Origin of the sequence: Nitrosopumilus sp. b1 (assembly GCF_014078545.1) — an archaeon.
Lineage (GTDB): Archaea > Thermoproteota > Nitrososphaeria > Nitrososphaerales > Nitrosopumilaceae > PXYB01.
This window is the reverse complement of record NZ_MU078737.1, coordinates 1-14,515: the sequence shown is the minus strand read 5'-3', so window position 1 is coordinate 14,515 and position 14,515 is coordinate 1. Positions and strand designations below refer to the sequence as shown.

Sequence of the window (14,515 nt, the reverse complement as noted above, 5' to 3'; positions counted from 1 at the left end):
TTTCTAGAATTATACAAGAACTATGCCAATGTAGCTAGACCTTTACAGATCATGTATACTGCAGCAAATTTGGGAACTGAAACTTTTTGGTTATCATATGGTCCAAACTTCTTATTTTTTAGCCTAAACTGGATTGGGCATTTTGCCAAAACCTCTATGCTGGACTCGTCCAAAAAACAGGCATCTGAATACGGGTTAAAGTCATCAAGATTCTCGCAGAATGCCTTGGAGAGTCCACTCTTACTATTCAGTGAGCCAGGCAGACGAAATATTCTGTGGATATCCATTGTAACATTTGGATCGATTCTTACTCCTATTTTGTTAGATAGTGTTTGAATTTGGTTTTGAAATGATGAATAGCCGTTTGGATCCTTGATAATCTCTGAAATGATTTTTGACTTTTTTGACTTTGAGCCAAAGATCTCCTTTGAGACTCGCCCCCGCCATCCTGACTCGTCTAGTTCTGGAAAAGATGAGCGCTCTGGCTTGAATTTTTTCATGCCAAATGTTTCGGGAATTGCTCCCCTAAACATGATATAATCAGAGAGCTCTGCTCTTTCCTTTGATCCTAATTTTTGATATTGGGAATCATACACATAAACATGAAAACCGTCATTTCCAGAAAAATAGATGTAGATGTTTTCTTTTGGAATGCCAAGATCATTTGTAAGAATTGATACCAGTCGTTTAACTTCGGCCTTTGCCATTGTTACACAATTATTACATGTTAATGGTATCTGGGAGACTTTTGTGGAATTGCATGATGGGCATTCTAAATTGTGTGCAGATATTTTTTGACATTGATTACACTTTGTGCATGTGTGTTGGCTTCGGCATTCTAGTTTGAGATCCTTTGCATCAATATCAAATATTAGATCAGCCTCTTTCCAATCCTTTTCATTCATTGGTAAATTTGGAAAGGAATAGTATGCATTGGAGCAATATACATCCGATGGTGTATTTTGCATTAAGAGCAGATGCAGCTCCTTGTCATTTTTTACCGTCAGATGTCTAATCATCCCAGAGTCAAACTTTTGGTAACCAAACTCTCGTTGTTCTGTCTTTTCTGGTACTCGAATCATTTTGAAATTTTCAAAATAATATTTTTTGAAGACTTCTTCTACAAGTTTTTTATCATTATCAAGCATTAACTGTCTTTTTTCCAAACTGTAGTGGATTAATTATGTTATCACATTGAGGAATGGCATAACAGAGATTTTGTCCCTTTAATTTTTCACAAGATGGACAGGAATACTTTGTTGCACTGCCTGATTCTCCAGCAAGATGATTTAGTTGATAGAGTGTAATCTTTTCATTATAGTCTGGTGCGTTTTTAAAGAGCGGAGCAATCTGCTGCACAGTCTGTCCTCTGGATAAAAGAAATGTTGCAAGCATGAATCTGCCTGAATGTGGAAGATTCTCTCCTTTCTCTAGTACCTCTATGGCATGCTTGATACATGGTGGATATTCTGTAGTGATTACAGTTGTAGTTGAGAACTTTTTTGCCATACTGACTAGTTTTTGTACTGGTTGGTCAAAAGCGCCCCCAATTGGTGGAGTATTTACTGATAGAATTTTTGAGTTGATGTAATTTCCTAGCTCCTTTCGTACCAGCCTGACTGTCTCATGTGGACTAAGATAGACGTATCCGTCATCTACCTTACGGTTTACAAGCTTCCACTCTCTTTCATGAAAATGCACAGAATGTGTAAGGTAATCAGATACTGGAATCACATAGTTATCGTTTATCTTTTTTACATTTACAGAAAAGAGATCGCTTAGAATCTTAATTGAGAGTTCTTCCTTTGATTTGTTTGAGATGCTTGCAAGATCCTTTTCCAGAAATTTTTCTGCACGCCTTGCCTCGGCAAGTGCAAATCTTTTGATGAGTGTGTACATTCCACTCTGTTTTAGCAAAACAACCGCAATTAGAAATGAAAATACCTCCATTGGTAAAACTGAATCACTTGATACCTGCTCTCCTTGAAGATCTGACTTGTAAATTTGGCCATTTGCAGCCACTTCAATTCTATGAAATGCCTTATCTACAATTAGTTTAAGATCTGGATCTTTGCTAAACTGCTCCAATGTGAATCCCTTGTCTTTTAGGTACTGACCTGCATCAGCTAAGAATGGATACTTTGCCATCTCATCCTGTCCTAGATTTATCATTGGTTTGTCTTTACCATCTTTACATAAAAATCTGGTTTATGGATAACTTGATAATTTTAAAAGCGGGTTTAAATTATGCGTAATGCAAAAAAATTTCATGCAGATTGGCTGTCATGTTTCTATCGCTGGTGGTGTTAACAATGCAGTCGATAATGCAGTAGAGAGAAGTTGCAGTGCATTTCAAATTTTTACGCGAAACCCAAGGGGTTGGCATGCAAAGGAGCTTCCTGAAAAGGAGATCTCTGATTTTAAAAAGAAGCTTAAAGCAAGCGATATTGAAAGATTGGCAACATGTGCACACATGCCATATCTACCTAATCTATCCTCTCCAAAGAAGGACTCACTCAAAAAATCAGTTGATGCAATGATTAATGAGGTGAAACGATGCGGTAAATTGGGAGTCCCCTATCTAGTAACACATCTTGGTAGTCATTTGGGAACTGGCGAGAAAGAGGGAATAAAGCGACTAGTTGCCTCACTAAAGGAAGTTGCCAAAGTAGACAATGATGTTATGATTCTATTAGAGAATACGGCTGGGCAGAAAAATTCGGTAGGTTCTGAGTTTGAGCAGCTTGCAGAAATATTTTTTGAACTAAAACCTGCAAAGAGATTTGGCATCTGTATTGATACATGCCATGCTTTTGTCGCAGGATATGATCTACGTACAGAAAAGGCAGTAAATGACACATTCTCTAAATTTGAGAAAGCAATTGGATTTGAGCACTTGAAGATTCTTCATCTAAATGATGCAAAGGGGGAAATCGGTTCAAGACTGGACAGACATTATCATATTGGGTTGGGACAGATTGGTGAGAAAGGTATGAGTTCTGTGATTAAAATGGCAAACAAGAAAGAGATACCAATCATTTTGGAGACACCAATTGATGATGTACGAGATGATTTTGAGAATATCAAAAAGGCAAAAAAACTTGCATAGGATTTTATTTCATTAAACTTTCGACTAAACATGAACTACGATGAAGTCATGAAGCTAGCATTGGAGCGGGGATTTTACTTTCCTAGCTGTGAGGTGTATGGTGATGCACATGCAGGATTTTGGGAGTATGGACCATCTGGTGTCAGCTTGAAGAATAAATTCTTGGAGTTATGGAGAAGGGAGTTAATTCGTCGTGATCAGATGCTAGAGATTGATGGCTCGCAGATAATGTCAAAGTCAGTCTTTGAGGCATCAGGGCATCTTGCAAGTTTTGCAGACCCGATAATAAAATGTACAAAGTGTGGTTCTACATTTAGGGCAGATCGATTAATTGCAGAGGTTTCCAAAGTTGAGATTCCAGAGAGTGCAGATTTGGAGGATTTTGACAAGGCAATTTCTGAAAATGGCATTAAATGTACAAAGTGTAAAGGAGGTTTTGATAAGACACGACGATTCAACATGATGTTTCGAGTAGGCATTGGTCCTGATGGTGTTGATGCATATCTTCGACCAGAGACATGCCAATCAATCTTTGTTGATTTTCCAAGATTATTCAAGACAATGAGAGGAAAGCTTCCTTTGGGAATTGCCCAAGTTGGAAAGAGTTTTAGAAACGAGATTTCCCCCAGGCAGAGTTTATTGAGATTACGGGAATTTTACCAGGCAGAGATTGAGGTATTTTGCAATCCTGGGAAACTAGATGGCTTGGAGAAATTTACAGAGATACAAGATGTGGTAATTCATGTGCAGATTGATTCTGAGATAAAATCAGTGACATGCAAGGAGGCAGTGGAATCCGGAATGATTCCAAACAAGTTTGTTGCATACTATCTTGGGTTGTTAATGTCGTTTTATGAAAAGACTGGAATTGATGTATCTAGATCAAGATTTAGAAAACTGGGTGACAAAGAAAAGGCATTCTATGCAGAAGTTGCTTTTGACTTTGAGGTAGAGACTACAATTGGTTGGCTTGAGCTAGTAGCATGTAACTATCGTTCAGACTATGACTTGGGTAGCCATGCAAAAAAGAGCAAGGAGAAATTTGAGGTAATGGATGATGATGTCAAGGTATTGCCCCATGTTTTTGAGATATCAATGGGAATTGACCGCAGCCTGTATACCATTTTGGAGCATTCACTAAAGGATGATAAGGAAAATGAGAGAATAGTGCTATCAATCAAACCATACTTGGCACCTGTTCATGTAGGGGTTTTGTCTTTGGTCAAAAAAGACGGTCTAAAAGAAAAGACAGATGAGATATTTTTGAAACTAAAGACAAAATATGATGCATTTTTGGATCACTCTGGTGCTATCGGTAGAAGATACAGAAGACTAGATGAGATTGGAGCTCCCTTTGCATTAACGGTGGATCATCAGACATTAGAGGATGATTCAGTTACCATTAGAGAAAGGGATTCAATGAGTCAGGAGAGAATCAAGATTTCAGAGCTTGGCTCAAAGTTATCAGTTAGGGTTTCTTTTCCGTAAAAATTTTAAAAGATTAGACTAGTCGTCATCATCTTCATCTTTGTCTTTCTTCTTATCGTCCTGTTCACAGTTAATTACGGTGTTGCTGCCAGAACCACCCTTACATAGATCAGTGTCTGCTCCACCATCGATAAAGTCATCGCCAGAACCGCCGTGAATATTATCATCACCAGAGTCTCCACTTAGCGAGTCATCGCCCTGTCCGCCTCTAATGTTGTCACTATCAGAACCTCCACTGATTTGGTCTACTCCATAACCACCTCTTAGATAGTCACGGCCTTCTCCACCGGATAACACATCATCATCATTGTTTCCGTAAATTCTGTCGTTTCCTTCTTCACCAAAGATTGTATCCATTCCGTTGTGTCCGTAAATCTTGTCATTTCCAGAGCCGCCATAGATACAGTCGTTTCCTTGGTATCCGTGAATCTTGTCAGGTCCACCATATCCAAAGATTAGATCATTTCCGTTAGTACCTTTTAGTTTGTCTGCACTCTCGGTTCCGTAAATCACATTATCATAGAAGGATTTGGGTTGTCCACAGAATAGCTCTGCTGTACCACCAATAGTGGTTTCAAGTGAAACTTGGTTGTTGCCCAAGTATGGATCAAGTTTTGATGATTCCACTGATGCATTGTTTGTAACAGTTCCAGTGAATCCTGATTCTACTTCAGTGAGTATAGTGATAGTTTTGTCTTGTCCAACAGGCAATGTTGTAAAGTCACATGATACGGTATGATCATCAACAATTTCACACTCTGAAGGCAAAACGCTGATTGCAGTTACTTCCTCTGGAAGATCATCAATAACACTGACGTTGTTGGCACTATCTGGACCGTTATTTGTTATAGTTACTGTGTATTTGAGATTAGAATCCACTACAGAATCTGATTCAAATTCCACTACAAGTTTTGCAGACATTGAAGGATAGCTGTCATGTGCTTTTGCATCTCGATCGTTGTTTCCTTTGTATGAATCAAAGATTAATGCAATAGAATTTCCATCTTGCCATCCGTTTCTATCTATAACCTCTTGAATCAATGCTGAAATGTTTGGTGTTGTTTGGGCTGCACCGTTTTGACCGGCACTATGCCAATTTGGAATATCCCAATCTACTTTTGCTGATGTTGTCTTTCTATTAGAGATATCTTTTTTAGAGTTTGTAAAGGTCGAAGCATTGTCAGTATCTTCTGCATAGATCTTTACTTCGGCTTTACCAGTATCACCTTCAGGATCTTCTACGGTAAATGTGACATATGCATTGGTTATGGTAGCACCGTTTGGAATGTTAATATTTTGGAATCTTAATCCAACAAAGTCCTTTTCGTTAAGATCTAAATCACTAGAATCTAGATCCATGTCATTTTTGTCTTGCTCTGCATCATCTGAGCCTTGCATTATTGTTCTCTCCAACATCTGAGCGGATGGGCCAGCACTTACTAGTTCGCCAGTCTTTGTTATGGATAATTCGGCTGAATTTGCTGGTGCATCACATTCTCCTTGGTTTACACCAGTAAATGGAATGTTTGTCTCAATTTGTAGGTATGATCCGGTTTGCTGTCTTTCTGCAAAGAATAAGCTAAATGTTGCTTGTTGTCCATCAACTAGACCAAGTTTTGTTTTCAGCATTGGATCATCAAGATTGATTGTTGCTGTTGCTTGGTTTTGTGGGTGTGTTCCACCTAGGTCAATTGCTAATTTACCATTGATAAAGACAAATGTGTCATCATCTGCGCCGTTTACCTTAAAGTACAATCCTGATTGATAGGTAAATGTTGCCTTTGATTCCATGGTAAAGTGATAGTTGTGAGGTTTGCCTTCATTTCCAAATAGTTGATTATCAATTGGGAAGAATCCTCCCGAAATGCCTCCATTAGTAAATGTGTATTTTCCGGAGGTTTCATCAAATGTTAGTACCATGTTATAGTCTGTACATTCGTTAATTCCGGTAACTGGATTGTACCACTGGTTAAAGTTTACAGGCCCATGTGTTGAATCGATATCTTCATTGAATACTGGGTTTCCATCAAGGCCTAGTGTATTTTGAACTAGTCCTGTCTTTACTCCTGTACAGATACCTCCGCTACAGCCTTGCTCCATGTCAGGGTGGGATTGCTTAAAGTCTCGAATTATGCTGACTAGAGTTACATCTGATACTGGTTCTGAGACTTCAAGTGCTAATGAATCAGTATTGAAGATTGGATTTCCTGGTAGGTGGGTTGGTGAAATACTAATTTCAATTTGGGCATTGACATTATTGGTCCCAGATGCGGTAAACTGTACATCACATGTAAAATCAAAGGTTTGGCCTGGCGTTAACAATACAGGATTTGCTTGGTTACAACTAGTTATGATAGGATTTGTTGAGGGGAATGGAGTCAACATGGTTAAGAGAGGTTGATCCAGATCAACATTTCCAGTGTTTTCAACAGTAAAGGTTAGCGTAGTGTCTTCACCCACTATAGGGCTGGTAGGATCTGAGGAGATTGTTAGACCGACCATTGGATTTGCAATGAGCATTTGAGTTGTAAGTGGAATGTTAATTGGGATCTCTCCGGATTCATCGGTTCCTGTAAATGTTGCAGTAACTGGAGAGGTACTTCCAGGTGGATCATTTAGTGTGATTTGACAATCAAAGAATGTCCAAACTTCTGTTAAATCCAATAATCCATTATTGTTAGGATCTTCTTCATCAAGTGGTCCCTGAACTCCATTTTCACAAACTGGAGAAGAGGTAAATGTAAGATCTGCTATTGGTACATTTCCATCATTAGACACAGTCCAGTCAAAGGTTGCAGTAGTTCCTTGCAAAACTGGAGATGGGGGAACGTTATTTCCAACAATTAAGATTGATGGTGCACTAATTTCAATATCTAGTTGCGAGTTAACAGGAGTTAATGGATTTGAAAATTCATCTTCTGCATTGACTGTTGATATAATTGAGATATCACCAGTTATTGGACCAGTGTTGCAGGTATAATCCTGGGATTGGCCTGCTGGAATGCTTCCAGTGCCTGGAGCAACTATAGTTGGGGCGGAACAATCTCCTGGATAATCTGTAGTAACTACTACATTTACTAAGTTAAGAGTACCATTGTTTGATACGGTGAATGTAACATTAGTTCCTGATGGTAGTGAGGGGTTATTGTCAGCAACGCCATTAAGAGACATTGAAGCTCCACCAATTACAAGGTCAAGTTGTACAGTTTCAGGTCCTACTGGATTTGAAAATGAATCTGTTGCAGTTACACTACCAATAAGAGATACTGATGAAGGTGAACTTGTTGTACACTGGTAAGTTTCTGATTCTCCTACTATTAGATTTCCATCGCCTGGAGCTACAACAGTTGGGTTATCACAGTTGGGTGAACCGGTATTTTGGTCATTAGTGGTAATAATCGTATTAGCTAGGTCAAAGTCACCATTATTAGTTACAGTAAACGTTACAGTAACAGGATCATTTGCGGTAATTGGATTTGGTGGCAAAAATGAACCGGTAAGCAATAATGATGATTCTCCAATTATAATTTCATTTACTTGATGTATTTGGTCTGATAATTCTGTAGATGATACAGTTGCAGTTAACTCCACTGTTTGGGCGGTAGCATAACTAGTGGTACACTGGTAAGTCTCTGTTTCTCCGAGTAAAAGTATTCCATCACCAGGAGCTACAACAGTTGGGTTATCACAGTTGGGTGAACCTGTATTTGGGTCATTAGTAGCAACTGCTACATTTGTAATTGGAAGAGTACCTTCATTTTTTATTGAAAAGGTAACTGTGACTAAGTCATTTGGAGATATAGGATTAGCGGGTGAGAAACTACTGGATATATCCATCGAAAATAACCCTACATTCAATGTAAATGGGGAATTTGTTGTAGTTGAACCACCATATGGAACTGTACCTGATGCAGTTGTCGTAAACGTTACCGGTAAAAGTGAACTAGTTTGACATGCAAATGTTTCAGTCTCATCAGGTGCAATGTCACCATCACCTGGGGCTACTACAGTAGTAACATCACAGTTTGGAGCCAGAATTTTAGGATCATTATTAGTTACTATGACATCAGTAAGATCAACATTTCCAGTGTTTTTTACTGTAAATGTTACATCAGTAATGGTACCTGGAGTGGTTGGATTTGGATTCTGAGTACTGGAGATTATTTGTAGTGATGGGTTACCTAAAGTTATATCAATCGTAGCACAGGACAAATCTTGGTCAAAACAGGTCAAAGTTACTGGAGGAAACGCTCCAGGATCGGAGATCTCTAAGATTAGGGATTCTTGTGTGTTAGATGATGGAACTGGAAGATCACATTGATACTCCCAGATTTCGCCTGAATTTACTAATGTATCAGAATTGGTGTCTCCACCAACAAATAAGAGTGGACTACACTCTGCAGCAGAAATGAGGTCTATGGAAATATCAGCTACTCCAGTGTTTTCAACAAAGTATCGCATATCAATGTCATTAGGATCATTTGGATCTACGAATAGTTCAAAGGACTGACCATTTGCGGTAATGCTTGTTGATGCAGCAAATGCGTCTTCAGGCAGAATATAATACACTACTCCAGCATCAACTTTAGGAGCACCAATCAAAAGATATTGAATGCCGGAATTTTCTACAAAGTCAACAGCATAGCCAAAATTATCTCCAGCGGGAGATACTCCAAAATTATCAATTGGAGGATTTTCAATAGCAATTGAAGGCACTCCTTTGTAAAGATAAGAAGTTCCAGAGTCAGTTCCTGTTGTATCATCAAATGGAGCACCTACAAGTACAGAGTTTTCTGCACCAGAAACATCAGAGGCTACCCAAAATCCAAATTGATCACCGCTATCAGGTGATTCACTATTGATTGTTGCTTGAAAAGTATAAGGGGGTTGATCATTATACAGGTAGAACGCTCCACCATCATTCAAACCTCCAAATGGAGCAGAGATTGCAATGGAACCAGAAATTTTTGTAGTTGACCAACCAAATTTGTCAGTTGAGGTGGTGCCCTCTGGATCATTTATTGTAGCCAAAATATTTCCTCCAGTGGCATGACTAATTATGAATGCCTTATCAACTCCAGGGGAACCAACTAAAGTTCTGATAGGACCTAGTACAGAAGAGTGAAATCCAAATTGCCCTCCCGCTTGAGCTGATGTTCCTGCATCATAAGTTGTTGTAGCTCCAGTGTTAACATTAAAGCGATATAATTTTCCAGCCTGACTGAATCCTTGTGCTGTTGTAGTTGGATTACCAACTAGAATTTCATTATTACTAAATGATGTAATCTTTGTTGCGCCAATTTTACCAGTTGTATCAGGATTAGAAATTGTTTGAACTCCTGCTGGATTACAACTACTATCATAAATTCTGATTTGTCCCAGTCCGCCATTAGCACCTGGAACTCCTACTGCAAATAATCCACTTGTTCCAACTCTTCCAACTTTTTCTCCAAATCTATCACCTGGAGATAATCCTGTTGGAGATATTGTACAGATCAGTGAACCATCAGAACCATCAAAGAGATATGCTTGGCCAGCACCGCCGTTGTTTCCGGGGGCCCCTACTGCAAAGTTTCCATTTACATCAGTAATTGAAAATCCAAAGTCAGTACCAGATGTATTTGGGTTGGGAATCGGAGTTTCATTATAGATTAGATCTGCTTTTGCAGTAATTGGATTAAAGGCAAGTGATGCAGTAAAAGCAATTAGAATTACTGAGAGAAAAATAGTAAACGATTTTTTTTGTAGAATTGAAATTTTCAATTATATTCTACCTCAGCCTTGATAGTCTTGGCACTTATATTTTTGGAAAAATACATTTCCAAAATTGGAAATCTAAATGAATTCATTAATCTTTCAAATGATTGATCAATTCCACGACTATGCACGATTACTCTATAAAAAAGAGATAATTATGAAATAAGGAAGTTTTTAATCGATTTATCTACCTTAACGGTACTATATTGCCACAGTAGATTCCATATTGGAAGGACAAAAACTAGTGGTAAATGTTTCTAGGTTTTGAGAAATCCACTATTGAAACTCCATTCATGTTCTCCAGATAGAATTTTGAGTATGGAATGTTTTCACTAGAAATTACAATAAGACTTTTTGGAGAAGGGTTTTCTATTTTAACTAGTTCTACTTGTCCAGACAAGATATCTTTTGGTTGCATGGAATCATCATTCCATTTACAAGATTTTCCATTACATAATATCTGACATTCTTTAATCGTATTATTGCTATAGTTTCTTACACTTATTGAAACAGTAGTTCCCTGAACAAATTTTTCTACCATCAACTGACGATCGTATCTGATTATTACTACAGGAGACTTGATTTTGCTAAATTGGAAATACATCATTCCAATAATTGCAACAGTGATTACAATAGTAATTATCCATGATGTTTGAGTATCAATTGATTCATTTGATGTTGATGTATATTCGATGGGTTCATCAAATTGAATTTCTCCGGGGCCAGGTTCAGAAATTTTTCCTCCAAATTCAGTCGTTTCTGATTCTAAGATTGATGGACTCTTTTCTGAAATAGAATCACTTGTTGATGGAGGAGTTATACCTTCATCTTCTGAAGTTGTCTCATCACCTAGATCTGTTGAAGTCTCTTGATTGTTTGGTAACAGTGATTCTTGTTCTTGTTGTTCTGAAACTCTAATCATGAATCTCTTTGATTCTAGGATTTCATCACCCATTAGATGGATCCAATAAAAGACTTCGGGGCCTTCAGATATCATTGCCCATGGAACAGACGCTGAGATTACAGAATAAGCTGGGTTTCCTGGTAGTGGCTCAACATTCATTCTAACTGCAGAGTATTCATCAAGATTAAGATTGGATGTTACAAATCTTAGCTCTGCTCTATCAAATTGTACTGGATTCAAGACTAGACCATAGACATCTAATGATTCGTTTGAAAGTGAATACACCGGAGTTTGTGATGCGCTTACTGTCTTTGAGCGAATGTCGACATACACCTGGTTAACTACCTCTAATGGATTGTTTAGTAGCTGGGTAGTAGTGTTTAGTATTTTGATGCCAGGAGATGCCTCTTTTGGAGCTAATGTACCACCAAATTCTACAATGTTTTCTGATCTTTGAATTGGGGATTGGTCAAATGCTGTGCTAACTATACTTTGTTGTGCTCTATATTGGATCTTGAGTTTTACATTATCTGTAGCATGAGCCTCAGGAATTAATCCTGTATTTGACTCAAGATACACTCTCCAGTTTCCTGAAATTGGATCAATTGATGTTATGGTGAATCTCTCAAGTACATTATCTGGTCCAGAGTATCTTACTCGGATTACTTGCTCACCAAGTGTGACACTTTGTAGATTTCCTGGCTTTCCAAATGTTGATTCTTTGACTAGGCATTCATTTGCAGAACCAATTACACAGACTCCATCTGGGGATACCACCTTAAACTGTGAATCATCTTCAGTGTTAGAGGCATAGATGCTTGCAGCTCTTGCAATTGGTTCTCCTTGGTTATCCATTAGAACTTCTACATCAAGTTCCTCTGAAGCAGTAGTAATAACAGTCCTTGGGAATGAGTTGAATGTGAGATCTTCAGTTTCAAACAACTGGCCACAGAATTCACCGATTACTTGGAATTGGTAATCCTCAATGTGATTTACTTTGGGTACATTCCATGATAATGGAACTGAAGACTGACCTGATTCAAAGACATATGGCTTTGATGTATAAACAACCTTGCCATCTACTAGTAGAGATATTGCTCCAGCAATTGGTTGAGTAATTAGATTTGTAAAGTATGCAATTGGCTTTACATTTGTGCCTTCAGCCTTGACAGATACTACATCAAATTCAAGATTTCCTTGTGCTGTGTAATCAGTCTTGGTACTCATGATGTATTCTTCAGAGTCAGCTGTTGCTAGGTTGTCATCAAGAACGTGTATCCAGTACTTGAGAGCAGGTGAACCATACATGAATTCCCATGGGATTGATGCAGAGATCTCATACTGTTGAGGTACAGTAGAGTTTGTAATCTTCATCTTTATTGCTGTATATTCATCAGTTGATTGACCGTATTGGACAAATCTTAATTCTGCTCGTTTGATACTGATAGGACTTTGAACTATAGATGTGACAAACATTGTCTGGAAGTTGTCTGCACAGCTACCGCCTGGATTTGCAGCATCAATTGGTGCTCCACCTCCAAGACTTACTCTAACATCATTGAATGTAGCTGGTGACTTACCTCCAGTTAGTGGACCTATAACACCACCAAATCCTGGGCCTGCACCAGCTCCAGCACCTCCTGCGCCTCCTGCTCCACCTACACCACCAGTTTTGCTTCCTGGGGAAGGTCCTACTCCTCCACCAGTACTTGTACCTGGACTGGTAGTTCTTTTCTTTGAGATATGATAGGAAGAGAAGTGATCTAATTGTAACTCTTGTTCACAGTATGTTGAGTGTTCTGTGGTTGAAATATGGGTAACGACAGTCTCTTTCCATGTGTTTGCTGTTTCATCTAGGAAGAACACATCCACATCTGGACAAGCTGTAGTTCCAGAGAGAATTACATCACCAGAGGAAGCTTTTGGTGTTCTAACGGTTAACGTGGGTTTACTCTCAAATGCTGCTGGTTTACTCCAGTCTGTTCCAAATCCTTCTTCTTCTAATGAATACTTGATGTCAATAAATAATTCAAGAATATTGGCATTAGGTTGAGGTATAGCAGGTATTCCAGACGGTAAGGTGGTTGAAGTTTCGATTACTAACCATTCGTTTTTAGGATTTCCTACAGGATTTGCTTCTGAATTAGTAGCATGTGCACCAAAAGTTAGTTTAGAGATGCCTCCTTTAGCAGGTATTAAACTGCTTTCTATTGGCATTATCACTTTTTGACCTTTTATTATCTTGTTAAGTGGCGGGGTTGCAATAATTTGTGGCGAACCAGTAGAGTCTTTTGTTACCATTGAAGGTATAACTGCAATAACATCAGAAGTCTTTGGCATTGTGTAGTTTGGCATTCCTAATGTGTTCATAACGGTCTTGCCAAGTACTTTGGATGGGAATGTAGTAGTAAGTTGTATTGATGCTTGTTTTGTTATCGCTTCATTTAGTTTACCGGTGTTTGATTTTCCAACAGATACAATTGGGGGTAATTTGTCAACTGCGTTAATTAATCCGCCGTTTGTTTCATTGACAATTAAAGCAGAGAATGATTGTGTCCACTTGTCATATGAAGTTGAATTCAATGATGGAGCATCTGTTATCACAACTGGATTAATTTGGGTTAGATCAGTGTTCTGTAAAACGACTCGGAATATGGTTGTGCCGTTTAACTGGGTTTGATGTACTTCGTATTGGGTTGAGTTTCCTAACACATTGTATGTTGATGGAATCACTGTCATTGTAAAGTTGTAGGTACCAAATGGTGCGCTATTTACCCTTACTCGTCCACTGGTAGTTGAATCAAGATCATTTAATCCATTATCGACCACAGTTAATGAAGATGTTCCGTCTGGATTGGGCGAAATAACATATGTTGCACCAGGAATTAATCCGTTGTTTTCATCTCGGGCCTCAATAATTATACCACCTCTAAATCCGTTTGTTGGTGAAGATATACCTAATTTTTCAGAGAGAGATACTACTGTCTTTCTTGCATTTGTGATATCTGAAATTCCAAGCTTTTCAAATAATGAAATAGCATTTTGTCTGAAGTTGTCTTGTAGACCGAGGTTCTCAGATAGTTTGATTGTGGTAAGCTGAGCGTTTGCTACATCATTGAGACCGAGGTTCTCAGATAGTTTGATTGTGGTAAGCTGAGCGTTTGCTACATCATTGAGACCGAGGTTCTCAGATAGTTTGATTGTGGTAAGCTGAGCGTTGACATTGTCATTGAAGCCTAAGTTCTCTGTTAGTGAGA

Annotated in this window: 5 protein-coding genes and 1 pseudogene; 2 read left to right on the top strand and 4 right to left on the bottom strand. The window is 38.5% G+C overall.

Annotation, left to right across the window (positions count from 1 at the left end; genetic code table 11):
• Nucleotides 1–20 precede the first annotated feature (20 nt).
• Together C6988_RS09430 and C6988_RS09425 are read right to left on the bottom strand one after the other, a co-directional pair.
• Nucleotides 21–1,148, bottom strand: a complete 1,128-nt coding sequence (locus tag C6988_RS09430; protein ID WP_182134954.1) for a DNA primase small subunit domain-containing protein — start codon at nucleotides 1,146–1,148, stop codon at nucleotides 21–23.
• Nucleotides 1,141–2,172: a DNA primase gene (locus C6988_RS09425; RefSeq protein WP_182134952.1), complete on the bottom strand. Its 1,032-nt coding sequence runs from the start codon at nucleotides 2,170–2,172 to the stop codon at nucleotides 1,141–1,143. Before C6988_RS09425 ends, C6988_RS09430 begins: the two co-directional genes overlap by 8 nt.
• Nucleotides 2,173–2,269: 97 nt before the next feature.
• On the opposite strand from C6988_RS09425, the gene C6988_RS09420 reads away from it, so the two are divergent.
• Nucleotides 2,270–3,109, top strand: a complete 840-nt coding sequence (locus C6988_RS09420) for a deoxyribonuclease IV (protein ID WP_182134950.1) — start codon at nucleotides 2,270–2,272, stop codon at nucleotides 3,107–3,109.
• A gap of 30 nt (nucleotides 3,110–3,139) precedes the next feature.
• A complete protein-coding gene (gene glyS, locus C6988_RS09415; RefSeq protein ID WP_182134948.1) occupies nucleotides 3,140–4,597 on the top strand; it encodes a glycine--tRNA ligase in 1,458 nt (485 codons plus the stop codon).
• A gap of 18 nt (nucleotides 4,598–4,615) precedes the next feature.
• Here glyS and C6988_RS09410 read toward each other — a convergent pair whose 3' ends face one another.
• Together C6988_RS09410 and C6988_RS09405 are read right to left on the bottom strand one after the other, a co-directional pair.
• The gene (locus C6988_RS09410) at nucleotides 4,616–10,360 is read right to left on the bottom strand and encodes a fibro-slime domain-containing protein (protein ID WP_182134946.1); all 5,745 of its coding nucleotides are present in this window, start codon (nucleotides 10,358–10,360) and stop codon (nucleotides 4,616–4,618) included.
• A 235-nt stretch (nucleotides 10,361–10,595) separates the two neighbouring features.
• A pseudogene (locus C6988_RS09405) lies at nucleotides 10,596–14,515 on the bottom strand (hypothetical protein); the annotation flags it as partial.